This is a genomic window from Cobetia marina (assembly GCF_001720485.1).
Classification (GTDB): domain Bacteria; phylum Pseudomonadota; class Gammaproteobacteria; order Pseudomonadales; family Halomonadaceae; genus Cobetia; species Cobetia marina.
Map to the genome: position 1 here is coordinate 377,244 of NZ_CP017114.1, position 20,838 is coordinate 398,081.

At 62.9% G+C, this 20,838-nt stretch carries 13 protein-coding genes and 1 pseudogene; 11 read left to right on the top strand and 3 right to left on the bottom strand.

The window, feature by feature from the left end; translation table 11 throughout:
- Nucleotides 1–20: 20 nt before the first annotated feature.
- The 4 genes and pseudogenes from rnhB to tilS all read left to right on the top strand — a co-directional run.
- A pseudogene (gene rnhB, locus BFX80_RS01680) lies at nt 21–665 on the top strand (ribonuclease HII); the annotation flags it as partial.
- A gap of 428 nt (nt 666–1,093) precedes the next feature.
- Nucleotides 1,094–4,594, top strand: coding sequence for a DNA polymerase III subunit alpha (dnaE, locus tag BFX80_RS01685; protein WP_077377851.1), 3,501 nt, complete (start codon nt 1,094–1,096; stop codon nt 4,592–4,594).
- A gap of 277 nt (nt 4,595–4,871) precedes the next feature.
- Nucleotides 4,872–5,825: an acetyl-CoA carboxylase carboxyl transferase subunit alpha gene (accA, locus tag BFX80_RS01690; protein ID WP_084207821.1), complete on the top strand. Its 954-nt coding sequence runs from the start codon at nt 4,872–4,874 to the stop codon at nt 5,823–5,825.
- Nucleotides 5,826–5,968: 143 nt separating this feature from the next.
- Entirely contained in the window at nt 5,969–7,501 is a 1,533-nt protein-coding gene (gene tilS / locus BFX80_RS17925; protein ID WP_084207822.1) for a tRNA lysidine(34) synthetase TilS, read from the top strand.
- Between the two features lie 104 nt (nt 7,502–7,605).
- On the opposite strand, the gene ppx is transcribed toward tilS, so the two are convergent.
- A complete protein-coding gene (gene ppx / locus BFX80_RS01700) occupies nt 7,606–9,168 on the bottom strand; it encodes an exopolyphosphatase (protein ID WP_084207823.1) in 1,563 nt (520 codons plus the stop codon).
- A 411-nt stretch (nt 9,169–9,579) separates the two neighbouring features.
- Here ppx and trxA point away from each other — a divergent pair, with 411 nt between their 5' ends.
- The 5 genes from trxA to folM all read left to right on the top strand — a co-directional run bounded on the left by trxA (nt 9,580) and on the right by folM (nt 14,987).
- A complete protein-coding gene (trxA, locus tag BFX80_RS01705; RefSeq protein ID WP_077377859.1) occupies nt 9,580–9,906 on the top strand; it encodes a thioredoxin in 327 nt (108 codons plus the stop codon).
- Between the two features lie 528 nt (nt 9,907–10,434).
- Entirely contained in the window at nt 10,435–11,694 is a 1,260-nt protein-coding gene (gene rho / locus BFX80_RS01710; RefSeq protein WP_077377862.1) for a transcription termination factor Rho, read from the top strand.
- A gap of 197 nt (nt 11,695–11,891) precedes the next feature.
- Nucleotides 11,892–13,361, top strand: coding sequence for a 4-hydroxy-3-polyprenylbenzoate decarboxylase (ubiD, locus tag BFX80_RS01715; protein ID WP_084207824.1), 1,470 nt, complete (start codon nt 11,892–11,894; stop codon nt 13,359–13,361).
- Between the two features lie 84 nt (nt 13,362–13,445).
- A complete protein-coding gene (locus BFX80_RS01720; protein ID WP_084207825.1) occupies nt 13,446–14,240 on the top strand; it encodes an FAD-binding oxidoreductase in 795 nt (264 codons plus the stop codon).
- Between the two features lie 33 nt (nt 14,241–14,273).
- Complete coding sequence (gene folM / locus BFX80_RS01725) at nt 14,274–14,987, top strand: dihydromonapterin reductase (protein ID WP_084207826.1); 714 nt, start codon at nt 14,274–14,276, stop codon at nt 14,985–14,987.
- 152 nt (nt 14,988–15,139) lie between these two features.
- On the opposite strand, the gene BFX80_RS01730 is transcribed toward folM, so the two are convergent.
- Both BFX80_RS01730 and BFX80_RS01735 read right to left on the bottom strand, forming a co-directional pair.
- A complete protein-coding gene (locus BFX80_RS01730) occupies nt 15,140–15,850 on the bottom strand; it encodes an anti-sigma factor (protein ID WP_077377873.1) in 711 nt (236 codons plus the stop codon).
- Nucleotides 15,829–16,383 (bottom strand): sigma-70 family RNA polymerase sigma factor, encoded by a 555-nt coding sequence (locus BFX80_RS01735; protein WP_084207827.1) that lies wholly within the window; start codon nt 16,381–16,383, stop codon nt 15,829–15,831. The genes BFX80_RS01730 and BFX80_RS01735 overlap by 22 nt, the downstream gene beginning before the upstream one ends.
- A 794-nt stretch (nt 16,384–17,177) precedes the next feature.
- On the opposite strand from BFX80_RS01735, the gene BFX80_RS01740 reads away from it, so the two are divergent.
- A complete protein-coding gene (locus tag BFX80_RS01740) occupies nt 17,178–18,272 on the top strand; it encodes a 3-deoxy-7-phosphoheptulonate synthase (RefSeq protein WP_084209580.1) in 1,095 nt (364 codons plus the stop codon).
- Nucleotides 18,273–18,512: 240 nt separating this feature from the next.
- Complete coding sequence (locus BFX80_RS01745; protein ID WP_084207828.1) at nt 18,513–20,663, top strand: PhoX family protein; 2,151 nt, start codon at nt 18,513–18,515, stop codon at nt 20,661–20,663.
- Nucleotides 20,664–20,838 lie beyond the last annotated feature (175 nt).

Here is a 20,838-nt window from a genome sequence, read left to right on the forward strand (position 1 = left end):
GTCTGACGCCCCGAGATACCATGACCGACTCTGCCGATCGACCCGCCACTCTGCCCGCCAGCCGCAAGCGCAAACCCGCCGATGATTTTCCGGCGCTGGTGATCCCCTATCACGGGGAGCTGCTGGCAGGTATCGATGAGGTCGGGCGTGGACCGCTGGTCGGGCCCGTGGTGGCGGCAGCGGTGATTCTTGACCCGAATGACCCCATCGAGGGCATCACCGACTCCAAGAAACTCAGCGAGAAGAAGCGCCTGGCACTGTACGAGCAGATTCGTACGCGTGCCTGGGCCTGGGCGATCGCCGAGGCTACCAGTGAAGAGATCGATGAGCTGAACATCTATCAGGCCACGCACCTTGCGATGCGGCGTGCTGTCGATGCCCTGGGCGTACGCCCGGAATATCTGCTGGTGGATGGCAACCGCTTGCCGGGGCACGAGATTCCCGGCATGGCAGTGGTGAAGGGCGACCTGCGCCACGCCGCCATCGGCGCGGCTTCCATACTGGCCAAGGTATACCGCGATGCCCAGATGGCAGCGCTGGATGCCTGCTTCCCCGCCTACGGTTTCGCGCGTCACAAGGGCTACCCGACCCGCGAGCATCAGGCCGCCATCGAGACGCATGGCATCCTTACCCTGCATCGCAAGAGCTTCGGGCCGGTCAAGCGGCTTTACATGGCCGGGCATGTGCCGCAGGCCGTGCCGGAAGATGCATTGATCGCGCTGCCGGCCCCGGTTGAGCCAGCCGCTGAGCCGGACAAGGCTGTCGAGTCATCAGGGCATTCGTCGGGGCCGTCAGAGCAATCGTCGGGGCCGTCAGAGCAGGAAGCGGCCCTGTCGACGAGTGAGCCGAGCCAGTCTCCCGCTGCAAAAAAGCCGCCAGCCGTGGTCTGACTGATGCCAGTGAGACCACGGCATCCCCGTCAGTCGAGGTCGTCCTGACAGGCGAGGCGCCTTCAGACGCTGCCCCCGACGCGCTATCCTTGGCAGCGGAGTCCCCGCCTTCAGCGTCCAAGGCGCCGGCAGCGTCAGCGCGGCCATCGTCACCCGCCGCGACTGAATCCTTTACCGTCACGCAGACTTCACGAGCCGATTCCATGACCACGCCCTTTGTTCACCTGCGCGTTCACACCGAGTTCTCTCTCGTCGATGGTCTGCCCGGCGTCAAGCCGCTGATCAAGGCGACCGCCACGGCAGGCCAGCCGGCTGTCGCGGTCACCGACGAGGCCAACCTGTTCGGGCTGGTCAAGTTCTACTCCAATGCCCGAGGGGCCGGGATCAAGCCGATCATCGGTTCCGATCTGTGGATGACCAATCCGCAGGACGTCACGCGTCCCTACCGCATCACGCTGCTGGCGATGAATGACATCGGCTATCGCCATCTGACCGAGCTGATCTCGCGTGGTTGGACCGACGGCCAGAAGCAGGGGCGTGCCTATCTCGAGAAGCAGTGGATCTTCGAGCAGGCCGAGGGGCTGATCGTGCTGTCCGGGGGGCGCGAGGGCGAGATCGGGCGTCATCTGCTCTCGGATCACGAAGACACCGCACGGACCCTGCTGAGCGAATGGAAGGCGGTCTTCGGGGATCGCTTCTATCTGGAGCTGACCCGTACCCAGCGCCAGTACGAGGAAGAGTGCCTGCACCTGTCGGTGGCGTTGGCGGAGGCGACCGATACCCCGGTGGTCGCCACCAATGACGTGCGCTTCCTCAAGCGTGAGGACTACTGGGCCCACGAGACACGCGTGGCCATCGGGGAAGGCAAGGCGCTGGATGACCCGCGCCGCGAGACCCGCTACAGCGATGAGCAGTACCTGAAGACCGCCGAGGAAATGCACGAGCTGTTCGCCGACATTCCCGAAGCGCTCGAGAACAGCGTGCTGATCGCGGCGCGCTGTTCCGTGACGGTTCAGCTGGGGACCTACTTCCTGCCCGAGTTCCCGGTGCCGGAAGGCATGACGATGGATGAGTTCTTCCGCAAGGTTTCCCATGATGGCCTGACGGAACGCCTCGAGAAGCTCTATCCGCGCGACAGGCATCCCCGCGACAGCGAAGCCTGGGCTGACACCGAACAGCGCTATCGTTCCCGCCTGGACTTCGAGCTCGACATCATCCTGCAGATGGGCTTCCCCGGGTACTTCCTGATCGTCATGGACTTCATCCAGTGGGGCAAGGACAACGGCGTGCCGGTCGGCCCGGGGCGTGGTTCCGGTGCCGGCTCACTGGTGGCCTATGCCCAGAAGATCACCGATCTGGATCCGCTGGAATACGACCTGCTGTTCGAGCGCTTCCTGAACCCGGAACGTGTCTCCATGCCCGACTTCGACGTCGACTTCTGCATGGAGAAGCGCGATCGCGTCATCGATTACGTGGCCGAGCGCTACGGGCGCAATGCGGTCTCGCAGATCGTCACCTTCGGCACCATGGCCGCCAAGGCGGTGGTGCGTGACGTGGCGCGTGCCCAGGGGCGTCCCTACTCGCTGGGCGACAAGCTCTCCAAGCTGATTCCCTTTGAAGTCGGCATGACGCTGGAGAAGGCCATCGAGCAGGAGCCTCAGCTCAAGGAATTCATCGAGAACGATGAAGAGGCCCAGGAAATCTGGGAGATGGCGCTCAAGCTCGAGGGCACCACCCGCGGTACCGGCAAGCACGCCGGGGGCGTGGTGATCGCTCCCACCAAGCTGACCGATTTCTCGCCGCTGCTGTGTGAAGAGGATGGCAGCGGTCTGGTGGTGCAGTTCGACAAGAACGATGTCGAGGAAGCCGGGCTGGTCAAGTTCGACTTCCTGGGGCTGCGTACCCTGACCATCATCGACTGGGCGACCGAGATGGTCGACAAGGTCCGTGAGCGTGAAGGGCTGCCGCCGCTGGAGATCGATGACATTCCGCTGGACGACGCCAAGACCTTCGACATGCTGCAGAAGGCGGAGACGACGGCGGTCTTCCAGCTGGAATCCCGCGGCATGAAGGAGCTGATCAAGAAGCTCAAGCCTGACTGCCTGGAAGACATGATCGCCCTGGTGGCCCTGTTCCGTCCGGGCCCGCTGCAGTCCGGCATGGTGGATGACTTCATCAACCGCAAGCACGGTCGCTCCGAAGTGTCTTATCCACACCCGGATTATCAGCACGAGCTGCTCAAGCCGGTACTGGAGCCGACCTACGGCATCATCCTGTACCAGGAGCAGGTCATGCAGATCGCGCAGGTGCTGGCCGGCTACACGCTGGGCCAGGCCGACATGCTGCGCCGCGCGATGGGCAAGAAGAAGCCGGAAGAGATGGCCAAGCAGCGTGCCGGCTTCATGGAAGGGTGTGCCGAGAAGGGCATCGACAAGGACCTGGCGGGCAACATCTTCGACCTGGTGGAAAAGTTCGCCGGTTACGGCTTCAACAAGTCCCACTCGGCGGCCTATGGCCTCGTCTCCTACCAGACGGGCTGGCTGAAGGCGCACTATCCGGGGCCGTTCATGGCCGCGGTGATCTCGACCGAGATGCAGACCATCGAGAAGGTGGTACCGCTGATCGAGGAATGCCGCCATATCGGCCTGACGGTCACGCCACCGGACGTCAACATCGGTGGCTACAAGTTCACCGTCGACCTCGAAGGGCGCGTCGTCTACGGGCTGGGCGCGATCCGTGGCGTGGGCGAGGGCCCGATCGAGGCGATCGTCAGCGCACGTGCCGAGGGTGGGCCGTTCAGCGACATCTTCGACTTCTGCAAGCGCATCGATGCCAAGAAGATCAACAAGCGCACCCTGGAGGCGTTGATCCGCTCCGGGGCGCTGGACAACATCGGCCCGTCCCGTGCGGTGCTGATGCTGGCGGTGGAGGATGCGCTCAAGGCCGCCTCCCAGAATCATGCCAACAACGATGTCGGCATCACCGACATGTTCGGCGATGCCTTCAGCGAGCCGGAAACGGATGTCTACGCCGGCTATCGCAAGGCGCGTGAGTGGACCGACAAGGAGCGCCTCACCGGCGAGAAGGACACCCTGGGGCTCTATCTGACCGGCCATCCCATCGATGAATACGAAGGTGAGCTCAAGCGCTTCATCAATGCGCGCATCAGCGACCTGAAACCGTCGCGGGAGCCGCAGCGCATCGCCGGGCTGGTGATCGCCATGCGCACCATGAAGTCCAAGCGTGGCGATACCATGGCCTTCGTGACCCTGGATGATCGCACCGGACGCATCGAGGCCTCGATGTTCGGCGAACTCTACGATCAGGTACGCAACAAGCTGGTACCTGACAGCGTGGTGATCGTCGAGGGGGAGGTCAGTCAGGATGATTATTCCGGCGGCCTGCGCCTGCGTGGCAAGGATGTCACGCCGATCATCGATGCGCGGGCGCGCTTCGGTGAGGCCGTCGAGATGAGCATCGCCGCCGAGGATATCGGCGGACGCTTCACCCAGCAGTTGTCCACGCTGTTGACGCCGCACCTGGCCAGCGAAGGCCTGCCGATGCGGCTACGCTATCGCAATGCCGCCGCGGAGGCCTGGCTGGAGCTTGGTGAGCAATGGCGCGTCGCCCCCAGCGATGAACTGCTGATCCAGCTGGGTGAGGTGGAAGGCCAGCGCGGCGTGCGACTCAAGTACCGTGAGTGATTGTTGATCAAGGGGAAGGGACGCCATCCCTTCCCCTTGATGATGCAAGTGAAACCAGGTGGTGAAGGGCGTGGGGGAGAGGCAATCCCGCGCCGAACGGGCGGGCAAGGTTTGCACCTGTCGAACAGGGTGCGATAATGCCCCCCTATCTTTTCCGTACCCAATTCCATGCCGACTGTGACCGCCGTGAGCCACAGATCGCCTGAGCGCTTGCTCAGGGGGAGTGACCCGGCCGACTCGCTTTCCTGGCTGCCCGAGACGACGAACGAAACGCCTTATGAATCCCAATTATCTGGACTTTGAACAGCCGATCGCCGAGCTGCAGGCCAAGATCGAGGAACTCCGTCTGGTCGGTAACGACTCCCAGGTCAACCTGTCTGACGAGATCGCTCGTCTGCAGGACAAGAGCACCAAGCTCACCGAGTCCATCTTCAAGGACCTCGGTGCCTGGCAGGTATCTCAGCTGGCGCGTCATCCGCAGCGTCCGTATACCCTCGACTACCTCGAGAACCTGTTCACGGATTTCGATGAGCTGCACGGCGACCGTCACTACGCGGACGATGAAGCCCTGGTCGGTGGCATCGCGCGTCTCGACGACAAGCCGGTGATGGTGATCGGTCACCAGAAAGGCCGTGACGTGAAGGAAAAGGTGCGTCGCAACTTCGGCATGCCGCGTCCGGAAGGCTACCGCAAGGCCTGCCGTCTGATGGAGATGGCCGAGCGCTTCAAGATGCCGATCCTGACCTTCATCGACACCCCGGGTGCCTATCCGGGCATCGGTGCCGAGGAGCGCGGTCAGTCCGAGGCCATCGCCTACAATCTGGCAGTGATGTCGCGTCTCAAGACCCCGATCATCTCCACCGTCATCGGTGAGGGCGGTTCCGGTGGTGCACTGGCCATCGGCGTGTGTGACGAGCTCAACATGCTGCAGTACTCCACCTACTCGGTGATCTCGCCGGAAGGGTGTGCCTCCATCCTGTGGAAGAGCGCAGAGCGTGCCGCCGATGCCGCTGATGCCATGGGCATCACGGCCTCGCGCCTCAAGGAGCTGGGCTTCGTCGACAACTTGATCAAGGAGCCGCTGGGTGGCGCGCACCGCAATCCGCAAGCTGCTGCCGACAGCATCAAGGCCGCGCTGGGTGAAGGCCTGGAGCGTCTTGGCGCGCTGGATACCGACGCCCTGCTGGAGCGTCGTTACCAGCGCCTGATGAGCTACGGCGCACCGGCATGATCTCTGCACATCACGCTTGATGCGCATGCAGTTCACGCCTGAGTGACCAGGACGCCTCCGGAATCTTCCGGGGGCGTCCTTGCGTTCAGGGCCGCTTTTTCTCCGCTCACTCCATCCATCTGCTTTCGCGACGGGAGCTCGGCATGTCTCTGTCTTCTTCACTGGACTCGATGTCCTCGTCTCCGCAGTCTCTTGGCGAGATGGCGGAATCGCGCGCACTCGTTGCCGTCCGTGCGGCGTTGGCAACAACGGATTCACGGCACACGGTATGGATCGCACTCTCGGGCGGACTGGATTCGGTGATGCTGGCGAGGCTGGCGGCACGAGCGACGCAGGAGTGCCCGCGGCGACTGCGGCTGGTGCATGTGCACCATGGCCTGCAGGCGGCCAATGATGATTTCGAGCGTCTGGCGCGCAGGCTGGCCTCGCGGTTGGGGTTGCCGTTGAGTGTGCGCCATCTGGCGCTGGATGAGGCGGCATTCAAGTCGCGAGGCGTGGAGGCTGCCGCACGTGAGGCGCGGCTGGCGGCACTGACGGCCTGTCTGGCGGCGGGCGATAGCCTGTGGCTGGCGCAGCATCAGGATGATCAGGCCGAGACATTGTTGCTCAACGCGCTGCGCGGCAGTGGCGGGCGCGGGCTGGCGGCCATGCCGCCTGAGCGGGCGCTGACTGTGGGCAACTCGCCCACTGGGCGAGATCTGCCCCCCCATGCGCGTGCACGACTGGTACGCCCGCTGCTGGATGTCTCTCGCCGTGATCTCGAGACTCTGGCGAGTCAGCAAGGGCTGTGTGTCTCACGAGACTGGTGCGAGGACCCCAGCAATCTCAGTCAGCGTTTCGATCGCAATTATCTGCGTCACACGGTGCTGCCGGCACTCGAAGGGCGTTGGCCACAGGCTGCGGGCAGCCTTGCGCGCTCGGCGCAGCAGCTCCAGGAAGAGCAGTCATTGCTGGATGAGCTGGCGGCCGAGCTGCTGGCGAAGGTACGGCTGTCAGGCGCGGAGCGCGTCACGCCGGGGCAGGAGCAAGAGCAAGAGCAAGAGCAAGAGCAAGAGCAAGAGCAAGAGCAAGAGCAAGAGCAAGAGCAAGAGCAAGAGCAAGAGCAAGAGCAAGAGCAGGAGCAGGAGGTGCAGCTGTCGTTGGCACGTCTGGGCGAGTTGAGTGAGCCACGCCAGCGTCTGGTGTTGCGTCACCTGTGCCAATCACGCGGCTGGCCGGTGCCGCCGCGCGGGCGCCTGGCCAGTCTGCAGCAGTGGATCGCCACGCCGCCGGACTCGGTGGCGGAGGTGCGCTGGCACAGTCCGGTCTCAAGTCTGGTGGTGCGCCTCTGGCGCGGTCAGCTGTGGTGGCAGGTGAGTGATACCGTTACAAGGCATGGTCTTGGTGATGGGGTCAGTGACTGCCAACGGCGTGAACTGGATGATCGGGCGAGACAGAGCTGGCAGGCATTGGCCGCGCAGGAGGACGAAGTCGTGATCGGTCAGCGTCAGCCGGGTGATGTCATGCGTCTGGCTGACAGGGGCCGGCGGGACCTCAAGCGCCTGCTGCAGGAAGCCGACATCCCACCCTGGCAGCGCCACCAGCTGCGGGTAGCGCGACGTGCCCGCGATCAAGCCATCGTGGCGCTATGGCATCCCGCGTGCGGGTGGTGGTTGCGAGCAAAGCCGAGTGGCTGACTGTGGGCCTCAGAAGTCGGCCCCGGGAGTCAGTCTCGACAGAGAGTCTCACGGGGCCCTGGGCGTAGTGGCGGGACAGCACGAGGCCAGGGCGGCGTCCGTTCTCAGTCGACGTCTTCGAGGGTGAGCGTCATGTCGGCGGCCTTCTGCAGACTGCTTTCCTGGGTCAGGTCATCACAGATCAGACTGTGATCCCGATATTCTTCTGCCAGGCTCAGCCGCAATTCGTCGCCCTTGGCGCTCAATTGCGTGCCGAGGACAGGCTGTTCAGGGCGTGAATGATTGAGCATCACGGCGATGCGCAGCAGGCGTGCCAGACGGGCGAGGCGTGGCTGGAGCGTCAGCGGCAGATTGGCAAGCTCCCGGCTGGCGAACTTGCGACGATGGGCGCGTACCAGGAAGGCGAGCGCCTTCTGCTCCGGTCGCGAGAACCCCTGCAGGTCGGAATGCTCGATCAGGTAGGCGCCATGACGATGGAACTGGCTATGCGAGATGGCCAGCCCGACTTCATGCAGTTCGGCCCCCCAGGCCAGCATCTGACGGGAGGTTGCCCCCAGTGACCACGCATCCGCGACCTGGTCGAACAGCGCCAGCGCGGTATCGCGCACGTTGGCCGCATGGCGGGTGTCGATACCATAGCGACGGCGCAGCAGATCGATGGCCGCGATGCGCGAGTCTTCCGCCGTATTGCGACCGATCAGATCAAACAGCACGCCTTCGCGCAACGCGCCATCGGAGTAGCGGATCTGCTCGAGTTCCAGGGCTTCGAAGATACCGCACAGGATCGCGACCCCGGCCGGGAAGACGCTGGCGCGGTCACTTTTCAGGCCTGGCAGGCTGACCTTGTCGAGACGCTTGAATCCCAAGAGAGCGGTGCGCAGCCGATGGAGTCCCTCGCGAGTCACCAGGCCGTGTGCTGCCCAGCCATGGGCTTCCATCACGCTGGCGGCTGCCTTGATGGTGCCGGAGGAGCCGACGGGGTCGTCCCAGCCCAGCTCGCGATAGCTGCGCTGTATGCTGGCCAGCTCCGAGCGAGCGGCCAGTTCGGCACGGCGCATGCGTTTCTCGCTGATCTCGCCGTCAGAGAAGAATGCCTTGGTATAGGCCACGCAGCCCATGTGCAGACTTTCCAGCAACAGCGGCTCGAACTGTTCACCGATGATGAATTCCGTCGAGCCGCCGCCGATGTCGATGATGAGGCGCTTGCCATGCACATCGGCCAGGGCATGGGCGGCCCCCAGATAGATCAGGCGCGCTTCTTCACGGCCGGCGATGATCTCGATGGGATGCCCTAGCAATTCCTCGGCGCGATCGATCAATGTCTGGCTGTTGTGCGCGGCACGCAGCGCGTTGGTGCCGACGATGCGCAGATGCTCCGCCTCGATGCCATCCAGGAAGGGCGCGAACTGTGCGAGGCAGTTGAGCGCACGCTCCATGGCATCTTCACTGAGCATGCCGTCTTCATCCAGGCCAGCTGCCAGCTGGATCTTCTCGCCCTGCTTGGCCACGACCTGCAATTGTCCGGCCTGATGATTGGCCAGCAGCAGATGGAAACTGTTGGAGCCGAGATCGATGGCGGCCAGCTTCAACAGTGGTGCATCGTCACTGGTGTCCGTGGCAGCGGGGGAGCTGTCAGGTAGAGAGGAGGCTGAATCACTCAAATGCATGGTCCTTGTGGCAGGTCCTGCTGGCAGGCCTTGCGCGAACGGGCGCTGCTACATGCGCTGTCCTCGAGGGCAGGGCGCCATGTGTCAAGCCGTCCACGCTGCGGAGTATCACGGTAAAGAATGCAATGTCAGTCTGGATCAAGGTTGCGGCGACTTGTGTGAGGTGTCAAACCTCATGGCATGTCGTCGGCAGGATCGGTCGAGAGTGGGGCATGTCAGAGACAGGGCGTGGTAGTCTACTGGTGCGACATGACAGTCGTGCGAAGCGCCAGAGAGCGATGCCTCTCGTGCAAGGCGCTCGCGTGACACCGCTCGTCCCGGGGCTTGCCGTCATCGTCGTCACGCTGAAGCATCATCATTTACCTGCAGGAAGATCAGCAAGGCCGATGTGGCCTGGGAGATAACGTCGCGATGAGCGAACGTGTGGCACCGATTTCAGAAAGAGACTTTGAATCCGTGGTGTTGGAGAGCGAGCAGCCGGTACTGGTGGATTTCTGGGCCTCCTGGTGTGGGCCGTGCAAGACGGTGGCCCCGACACTCGAGTCGCTGGCGGAGGAATATGAAGGGCGGTTGAAGATCGTCAAGGTCGATGTCGATGAGGCCCCTGAACTGGCGTCCCGTTTCGGCGTTCGTGGCGTGCCGACCCTGATGCTGTTCCTGTCCGGAAATGTCGAGGCCAGCAAGGTCGGGGCGATGCCTCGTGCGCAATTGGCCGCCTTCCTGGATGCCAACCTGTGATGGGGGATGACGCCGTCAGTTGAGCGGCGGCCCCGTCCCCCGGGCTGCGCTGGCATGGCCTCTGAGCACGGGACTTGCGTTCGAGGTGAAGCTTGACTACCATCGAGGCGTTCGCCTGATTACACGCTCTCTGATTGCGTCATGTCGACCGTCCCACGGTCCCCCAGTTGTCAGCCAGCCCTCTGGTAATTCTGTCCTTATATTCACAGGTCAGCCACCAGGCGATTCATACCGCTAGATTCCATATCGAGAAGACTTTTACGTCAGGAAGCACGACGCCCCATGTCCTTGCGGACGGGCTGCAGTCGCTCGACACTCCGTTGCCGAATCCGTTGTACGGCCGTGGTGAGTGATCTTTCCTGAACCTTTGGCACCTGTATTCTTTCCACTCAGGCGCTTGCCCCCGGGAATGCTGTCGAGATCAGCCTGCACTCACACAGTACAGTGTCAGTCTCTGCCTCCTGCTCGTCTTCTCGATTCCCTTCTTATCTTCAGCCCTGCTGACACGAGCTACGTTCAAACAAGCCGATGAATCTTACCCAACTCAAGCAAAATACCGTCCCGGAACTGCTGGAACTCGCCCAGACCATGGGGATCGACAACCTGGCACGTTCGCGCAAGCAGGACATCATCTTCGCCATCCTCAAGAAGCACGCGAAAAGCGGCGAGGATATCTATGGTGATGGTGTGCTGGAAATCCTGCAGGACGGCTTCGGCTTCCTGCGCAGTGCGGATTCTTCCTACCTTGCTGGCCCCGACGACATCTACGTTTCCCCGTCCCAGATTCGCCGCTTCAATCTGCGCAAGGGCGATACCATTTCCGGCAAGATTCGTCCGCCGAAGGAAGGGGAACGTTACTTCGCGCTGCTCAAGGTCAATCAGATCAACTTTGACCGTCCCGAGAACGCCAAGCACAAGATCCTGTTCGAGAACCTGACGCCGCTGTTCCCGCAATCGCGTCTGCTGATGGAAATCGGCAACGGTTCCACCGAGGACATCACCTCGCGCATCCTGGATCTCACGGCCCCGATCGGCAAGGGACAGCGTGGTCTGATCGTGTCACCGCCCAAGGCGGGCAAGACGATGATGCTGCAGAACATCGCCGCCTCCATCACTCGCAACAACCCCGAATGTCACCTCATCGTGCTGCTGATCGATGAGCGTCCTGAGGAAGTCACCGAAATGTCGCGCACCGTGCGCGGCGAAGTCGTGGCCTCCACCTTCGATGAGCCGCCGGCCCGTCACGTCCAGGTCGCCGAGATGGTGATCGAGAAGGCCAAGCGTCTGGTGGAGCACAAGAAGGATGTCGTCATCCTGCTCGATTCCATCACGCGTCTGGCGCGTGCCTACAACACCGTGGTGCCGTCCTCCGGCAAGGTGTTGACCGGTGGTGTCGATGCGCATGCCCTCGAGAAGCCGAAGCGCTTCTTCGGTGCCGCGCGCAACATCGAGGAAGGCGGCAGTCTGACCATCCTCGCCACGGCACTGGTCGACACCGGTTCCAAGATGGACGAAGTCATCTTCGAGGAGTTCAAGGGCACCGGTAACATGGAAGCGCACCTCGACCGCAAGCTGGCCGAGCGTCGTGTCTTCCCGGCACTCAACATCCGTCGTTCCGGTACGCGTCGTGAAGACCTGATCGCGTCTGAAGATGAAATGCAGCGCATGTGGATCCTGCGCAAGCTGCTCAATCCGATGGAAGACGTGGCCGCGACCGAATTCCTGATCGACCGCCTGAAAGATACCAAGACCAACCTCGAGTTCTTCGAGGCCATGAAGCGCCGCTGAGCCGATGTCCTGAGTTGACGAGGCAATGCCATGGATTCCCCACGTGATTCCGTTCAATGACGGAATCACGTGGGGAATCAGCACTTCCCGAGACGCCCATCTCCTGATCAGGAGATGGGCGTCTTGCGTTGTCGGCCTGCCGACTATCGGCTGGCAATGGTATGCTCGGAACCTGATCAAGCCGACCGGAAACTCCCATGCAGTATCGAGACTTGCGCGATTTCATCGCGGCGCTGGAAGAGAAGGGCGAACTCAAGCGCATTCGTGCCGAGGTGGACCCTTACCTGGAGATGACCGAGATCTGCGATCGCACCCTGAAGGCGGGTGGTCCGGCGTTGCTGTTCGAGAACGTCAAGGGCCACAGCATGCCGGTGCTGGGCAATCTGTTCGGCACACCGCGTCGTGTGGCGCTGGGCATGGGGCAGGAATCGGTCGAGGCGCTGCGCGAAGTCGGCGAGCTGCTCGCCTTCCTCAAGGAGCCGGAGCCGCCCAGAGGCTTCCGTGATGCCTGGGACAAGTTGCCGATCTTCAAGCAGGTGATGAGCATGGGCCCCAAGCGGGTCAAGCGTGCGCCCTGTCAGGAAGTCGTGCTGGAAGGGGATGATGTCGATCTCGACATGATTCCGATCCAGCACTGCTGGCCCGGAGATGCCGCGCCGCTGGTGACCTGGCCGCTGGTGATTACCCGCGGGCCGCACAAGGAGCGTCAGAACCTCGGCATCTACCGTCAGCAGAAGCTTGGCAAGAATCGGCTGATCATGCGCTGGCTGGCGCACCGTGGCGGGGCTCTGGATTTCCGTGAGTGGCAGAAGGCCCATCCGGGTGAGCCCTTCCCGGTCGCCGTGGCGCTGGGGGCTGACCCGGCGACGATTCTGGGCGCTGTCACTCCGGTGCCGGATACGCTGTCCGAGTATGCCTTCGCGGGGCTGCTGCGCGGCTCGCGCACCGAGCTGGTCAAATGTGGCCTGTCGGAGCTCGAGGTGCCGGCCAGCGCCGAGATCATCCTCGAGGGCTACCTGTATCCGGATGACATGGCACCGGAAGGCCCCTACGGCGATCACACCGGCTATTACAACGAGGTCGAGACCTTCCCCGTCTTCACCATCGAGCGCATCACCCATCGGCGCGATCCGATCTATCACTCGACCTATACCGGGCGTCCACCGGATGAGCCGGCGATTCTCGGTCTGGCCCTCAATGAGGTCTTCGTGCCGATTCTGCGCAAGCAGTTCCCGGAGATCGTCGACTTCTATCTGCCGCCGGAGGGATGCTCCTACCGCATGGCGGTGGTGACGATGAAGAAGCAGTACCCCGGCCACGCCAAGCGCGTGATGATGGGAGTCTGGAGCTTCCTGCGCCAGTTCATGTATACCAAGTTCGTGATCGTGCTGGATGATGATGTCGATGCCCGCAAGTGGGAAGATGTCATCTGGGCCATCACCACGCGGATGGACCCGAGCCGTGATACCGTTCTGGTCGACAATACGCCGATCGACTATCTCGATTTCGCCTCGCCAACGGCGGGGCTCGGCTCCAAGATGGGCATGGATGCCACCAACAAGTGGCCCGGCGAGACCGACCGCGAATGGGGCGAGCCCATCGTGATGAGCGACGAGATCGTCTCGCGGGTCGATGAGCGCTGGGACAGTCTGGGCATTCTGGATTGAGTCTCACCTGACCATCACCACTCATGCATTTACCCTGCCTCGGCGCCAGGCGTCGCGGCAGGCTTCAGACAACAAGAGGATACGATGACGGCGCGGACCCTGACCTGTCATGTCGAGAGTGTGGAAGACCTGACCCCGGACGTGTTTCGTGTGCGCTTTGCCGCACGTCCCGAGGCCCTGGCGCATGCGCCGGGCCAGTATCTCGAGATGAAGCTCGACGACACCACCTGGGTACCGTTCTCCATCGCCAACGCTGCCAAGGGAGATGGCGTGCTTGAGCTGCATATCCAGCACTGGCCGGAGCGCAGCAACTCGGCGCGTCTGCGCAGCCTGCTGGTCGCGGCCAATCAGCTGGAGTTGCGCCTGCCGAATGGCGAATGCGTGCTCGATCTCGACGACCCCAGTCCCGTCGTGCTGATCTGTGCCGGTACCGGATTCTCGCAGATGCATGCCATGTTGCAGGCAGCGTTTGCACACGGCCTCAATCAGCCCATCGAACTGTGGTGGGCCGCGCGTGAGCGTCGGGATCTGTATCTGGAAAGCGCCGCGCTCCACTGGGCCGCCAGTCAGCCCAATTTCCGCTACGTGCCGGTACTGGAAGAAGCGCCTGAGGCGGGTGATGCTCACCATCAGGCACTGGAAGCGGCTGGGGTCGAGGCAAGCTTCAATGGCCATATCGGTCGTATCGATGATGCGCTGCGAGCGCATGCGGAGAGCATGGCAGGCAAGCGCGTCTATCTGTCGGGCTCGCCCGGCATGGTCTATGCCTGTGTCGATGCGCTGACGCCGTTGGGGGTCGAGGCCAGCGCGCTGAGCTCCGATGTCTTCAGTTATGCACCACGCGAGCCGCTGCTGGATCCGGCGCTGGTATCCGGCTGAAGCTGCCTGACGTTGCCTGAAGGAGTCGAGTGAATGAGTCAGTCCCCCATTCTGATCACCGGTGGCGCCCAGCGACTGGGGCGCTACTGCGCCGAACGTCTGGTGGATGATGGCCATCCCGTCATCATCAGTTACCGACGTGAGCGCGAAGAGCTCGATGCCCTGCGGGCGTTGGGTATCCGCACCGTCCAGGCGGATTTCTCCAGTGAGGCGGGCATCCAGGCCTTCATCGCGACGATTCGTGAGATGACGCCGACGTTGAGGGCCATCGTGCACAATGCCAGCGACTGGGCGCCGGATGGTGGGGCGGAGGAGCGCGGCGAGATGTTCGAGCATCTGTTTCGCGTCCACATGCAGGCGCCGTATCTGATCAATCTGGCGCTGCGTGATCTGCTGGAGGCAGGTATCGAGACTCAGGCCGACATCATTCACATGAGTGATTTCGTGGTCCAGAAAGGCTCGCGCAAGCATGCGGCCTACGCGGCCAGCAAGGCGGGGCTCGAGAATCTGACCTTGTCGTTCGCATCGATGTTCGCGCCACGCATCCAGGTCAACACCATCGCGCCGGCGCTGATCATGCTGCGCCCGGACGACGATGATGACTACGCCGAGCGAGCGCGGGCCAAGTCTGCGATGCAGAGTGTGCCGGGCCCAGGGGTGATCTGGCAGGCGCTGCGTTATCTGCTGGACAGTCCCTATGTCACGGGCACGACACTGCCGGTGGATGGCGGACGTCATCTCACGTGACGGGTGTTTCCTGCCGGTGTCCGGGTAGCCTCCAGGGATCGAGGCCCGGCAGGGCAGCATGAAAAAGGCCCCCGCTGAGAAGCGGGGGCTTTTTCGTTGATGCGGCGTCGTGTGGTGACGCAGCGTTTGCCGCCAGTGCTTGCAGGCAGTGCCTACAGAATGTGGCGGCCTTCGACGGCGGTGAACTGGCCTTTCTTGAGCGTTGGCCCCATGTTCTGACCGGAGGGAGCGCCGCCCGGATTTTCCAGCGTGATCACCAGATCGCTGTCGGGGAAGGCGGCCAGATATTCCTTCGGCACCTCCACCTTCATGGTGCCGGAGTGCGGCAGGATGCCCAGTGACATCGGCTCCTTGCCATCCTTGGCCATCAGCCACAGCTCGCAGACCTTGCCGGGGGCCGGGGCGTTGGGGCTGACGGCCTGGACCATCATCTCACCCGAGTGGGAGGCATTGACGATCCAGCCGGGGCTGCTGTCAGGGTTGCTGACCACGAACACGTAGTCGCTCTCCATGCTCTCGTTCTGACCCAGACTGAAGGTCAGGCTGACGGCGAGTGCGAGGCTGAACGCCGTGGCCGTCATGCCTTGCCACAGGCCCAGGCGACGCCACCACGGCTGCCGGGCGGTGCCCGTCGCCTCGGCGATGCCTTGCCAGACATCGGCGGGCGGCGCGACAGGGGGCAGCTGTTCATTGAACACGTTCAGGTGTTCGCGCCAGCGCTCCACATCGCGCTGCAGGTCGTGACTCACGGAGAGCAGCGACTCGAAAGCGGCGCGCTCACTGCGTGTCAGGGTTCCGAGCGCGTACTCGCCCGCTGCGGTTTCACGCAGTTCGGGATCGCTCAGATCAAATGACTCATGCATGTCTTTAACCTCTCGAGTCCACGTCGGACCCAGCTCTTGACGGTGCCCAAGGGCTGGTCCAGTTGGTTGGCCAGATCCTGGTGGGTGAGGCCTTCGAAGTAGGCCAGTTCCAGGGCGCGGCGTTGATCGTCATTCAGCTCGGCCAGACACTGGTGGAGTTCACCACTGTGCTGGGCCAGGTCGACATCTGCCTCGATATCACTTCGACCGGGCATGGCAGCGATCAATTCGTCGCTGTCGTGCTCGCTGGGTCGCTGTCGACGTATCCAGTCGATGGCGATGTTGCGGGTCATGGTGCCGAGCCAGGTCATCGGGCGGGCGCGGCCGGCGTCATACTGGCCGGCGGCGGCCCATACCCGGATGTAGACCTGCTGAAGACAATCCTGCGCGGATGCCTCATGTCTCAAGATACGCAGCAACTGAGCGTATAGATGCGCACTGGTTGCGCGATAAAGTCGATCCAGTGCCTTGGCATCCTGCCGGGCACATCCCGACAGATACTCTATCAGTGCATCATTTCGGGAATCCTGCATGTATGCATTCCAAGCTGTGGGCGCGGTGTCAGGCACCGCTGGACGAATGCGCGTTGCCGATCATGTCGTTCGACAACCAAAGGTTATACTGATGCCACTCCGGGCTGATAGTCCTTCTTTATACGTGCAGGCAACGGTTTGTTGCCCGATCACGCTTGCGTGCGACGTTTCGTAGTGCAAGGATAGAGTCATCGACGCTTCATCGTCATCACTGGACACCGGCCCGACCCATGAATCAATCCTCAAGCTCCCGCCTTCGCACTGCCGCTGCCTGCCCTTCGGGTCAGCTGGCGTCGGCTGCGTGTGCGGCTGGCTATTGGTATTGGTTTACACAGGGGCGCGCCTGAGGTTACGGCGTGCCTGTCTCGTACGGGCTGCCACCACCTTGAAGAACCCCCGGTCGCAGCCACGACCGGGGGTTCTTGCGTTTGGGCCCGGCAATCTCTCATGACGAGAGAGGCGTGCCACCCTAACGTGCCAACGATGATTGCAGCATGAATGACTGGAGGAATGACCATGCGTACCACGATCCCGACTACCCGCTTCTCTTTCGCTTCCGCTCGGGTCGTGCATGGTTATTGGCGCTGGCGATTTAGCGGCGTCCTGCCTCTTTCCGCTGTCACCGCGGGGCAGGGCGAGCAACATCGGGGTGACGATTCGCGAAGTCCCTGTCTGTCAGAGTGAATATTGCGTGATGAAGCCGAAGCTTCGTCACAGGAGAGAAGACCATGAACGCCAGCCTTGAACGCGTGTTGACGAATGACCCGCACACAGCCGATACCACTGTCGACACCATGACCGCCGAGACTACCCCCGTGACCCGCTTCGATGCCGCCCAGACACCGACCACTCCCGGACGCATCAGTCGTGAAGCCCTGCCCAGCGCCAGCGAATTGCGCGCGCAGCTGCCGGTGGATGCTGACCTGGCCGGCCAGATTCGCCAGCACCGCGCTGAGATCAACGCGATTCTTGCCGGGGAGGATGATCGCCTGCTGGTGGTAGTCGGCCCGTGTTCCATCCATGATCTCAAGGCCGCGCGTGAATACGCCCAGCGCCTTGCGGTGATCGAACCGCAGGTCCGTGATCGCCTCAAGCTGGTGATGCGTGTCTATGTCGAGAAGCCGCGCACGACGGTGGGCTGGAAGGGGCTGGCCTATGATCCGCATCTGGATGGCAGTGATGACATGGCCAGCGGCCTGCGTCAGGCGCGCGAGCTGATGCGCGAGATCAACCAGATGGGCCTGCCGGTGGCGACGGAGCTGCTGCAGCCGCTGACCGCCGCCTACCTGGAAGACCTGCTCGGCTGGGCGGCCATCGGGGCACGCACCACCGAGTCACAGATCCACCGCGAGATGGCCTCCGGCCTTGGCTGCGCCGTAGGCTTCAAGAATGGAACCGATGGTGGGGTCGAGGTCGCCGTGCAGGCGATCGGTGCGGCAGCTCACGGGCATCGCCACTTCGGCATGGATGACAGCGGGCGCCCGGCGCTGATCGAGACCGCGGGCAATCCCCACACCCACGTGGTGCTGCGGGGCGGCCATGGTCAGCCCAACTACGATGCAGACTCGGTGGCCGCCTGCCGGCGAGAGCTGGAAGGGGCCGGTCTGACACCGCGACTGATGGTCGACTGCAGTCATGCCAACTCGCGCAAGGACCACCGTCGTCAGAGCGAAGTGATGCTGGATGTGCTCTCCCAGCGTCTGGCCGGTGATGACGCCTTGATCGGCGTGATGCTGGAAAGCCATCTCAACGAGGGCAAGCAGGCATTGCCGGCAGCGGACAAGCTCTCGCAGCTGCGCCATGGCGTTTCCGTGACCGATGCCTGTCTCGGGTGGGAGACGACGGAGCATCTGTTGAGTCTGGCGGCAGAGCGTCTGCGAGACGCCTGACCCAGACACCACCCTGCTGGTGAAGCCCTCTTTCCTCACGGCTGACGGAGCAGGTCTCGCGCTTGTGAATTCCCCGCGTCCGATGGTCATGCGACCGTCGGGCGCTGTCGTTTGCATGAGGCGTATCGTTCGCGTCATACGACTGTCATTTGGTTCGCGTATCACTCTTGTTGCCCTTGGCGGCCCCACAGGGGCCAGGCCTGAAAAGAACAACCCGCAACCTGACTACGGGGAAGCAGCATGAGCAAGGAAATTGAAGATCATCGCCTACTGAATGCCAGTCACAACGAGACATTCTCTTCCATCATCGACAAGCACCTTTCCCGTCGTCGCGTGTTGCAGGGTGGTCTGGGCATGGCGGCTGCCAGCATGCTGGGCGGCTTCGGGCTGGCGGGCCTGAGCGGTGCGGCCAATGCCGACAGCGGCAAGACCACAGGGACTCCGGCGAAGACACCGCTGGCGCTGGCCTTCGAGTCCATCAAGGGCTCTCGCACGGATGCCTTCGTGGTACCTGCAGGGTATACCGCCCATGTCCTGGCACCGTGGGGCACTCCGCTCAACGACAAGGCACCGCAGTGGAGTGAATCGCTGGCGATGACGCCGGAGGCCCAGCTCAACAGCATCGGCATGCATCACGACGGCATGCACAACTTCGCGCTGAGCGAAGACACCGCCTCCAGCAATTTCCTGCTGGTGATGAACAATGAGTACATCGATCAGGATGCCCTGTGGGCGCCCAAGGGCGGCGCGACCAATGCGGAGTCCGGCAAGCGCCCGGCCGATGAAGTGCGTACCGAGATCAATGCCCACGGCGTGACCGTCGTCGAAGTCAAGAAGGATGCCGGCGGCAAGTGGGATGTGGTGAGCAACTCCGGCTACAACCGTCGCTATACCAGCGCCAGCGAGATGGTGTTGAGTGGCCCGGTGGCAGGCAGTGATTACGTCAAGACTGCCTTCTCTCCGGAGGGCACGCGCACGCGTGGTACCAACAACAACTGCGCCAACGGCTATACCCCCTGGGGCACCTACCTGACCTGTGAGGAGAACTGGCCGGGGTACTTCGTCAAGCGCAGTGATCGTCAGAGCGATGATGATCGCATCGGCATCGAGACCGAGCGTGGCCGCTACGGCTGGGAAACCGCCGCGGGAGATGCCAGCGAAGTCGATGGCGAATTCGCGCGCTTCGACAATACGCCGACGGCGGACAGTGCCGACAAGGATTATCGCAATGAGCCGCGTACCTTCGGCTACATCGTCGAGATCGACCCCTACACCGGTGAGAAGGCCGTCAAGCGCACCGCGCTGGGACGTTTCCGCCATGAAGGCTGCTGGCCTGGCAAGCTGGTCGAAGGCGAGCCGGTGGTGTTCTATTCAGGCCATGACTCGCGCAACGAATACATCTACAAGTTCGTCTCCGATGCCAGATGGGAGGCCGCCGATGCGCACGTGCCGGGAGCCGACAAGAATCGCCTGACGATCGGTGACAAGTATCTGGACAAGGGCACGTTGTATGTTGCCCAGTTCTCCGCCGACGGTACTGGCAAGTGGCTGAAGCTGACGCCGGATGCCGTGACCAGGGATGGCCGGACGCTGGCCGCTGCACTGGGCCTGGCGGCCGATGATCTGGCCGGTGTCATCATCCATACCGCGGACGCGGCGGATCTGTTGGGCGCCACGCCGATGGACCGCCCGGAGTGGGGTGCCGTCGACCCGGCTTCCGGTGAGGTCTACATGACACTGACCAACAACTCCAAGCGCACCGAAGAGGGTACCGCGGCGGCCTTCACCAATGACGGCAAGGCCATCGAGGAGCCGGGAGTCGGTTACAAGACGGCGCCGACCAATGCCGCCAACCCGCGCGGTGACAACGAGGCTGGGCAGATCATCCGCTGGCGTGAGGCGGGAGATCACACCGCCTTCGATTGGGAGATCTTCGTGTTCGGCGCGGCGGCCAGTGATGCCGACAACCTGTCCGGCCTGACTGAGATGAATGAATTCGCCAGTCCGGATGGCCTCTACTTCGACGAACGTGAGGACGAGCAGGGTATCCTGTGGATCCAGACGGACAACGGCTACGCCGGTGTGGCGGACGCCACCAATGACCAGCTACTGGCGGTCGTGCCGGCCGCGCTTCAGCAGGCCGAAGGGGATGCTGCCGTGATCGGTGCCGATAACCAGGCACAGCTCAAGCGCTTCGCGGTTGGCCCGAACGGCTGTGAAGTGACCGGCATCTTCGCGACACCTGACAGGACGGCGTTGTTCGTCAATATCCAGCATCCCGGCAACTGGCCGCAGAGTGTGGATGCGACTGCCGAAACTGACGGCAGTGTGCGCCCGCGCGCCGCGACCGTCGTCATCCAGCGTGAAGATGGTGGTCAGATCGGTGTCTGATCCGTTGAGCGCTTGATCCGATCGTCAGCTGCCAGGCCCCCGCATCCAGGATGCGGGGGCCTTTTCATTGTCTGGTGGGGGCAGGCGTCATGGGCGGCTGATGTCGGCAATCAGGCGAAGGTAGAAGGGGGAGCGCAGAAGGAAAAAGTGGGGCAGAAGGATCGGGACAGGAGGA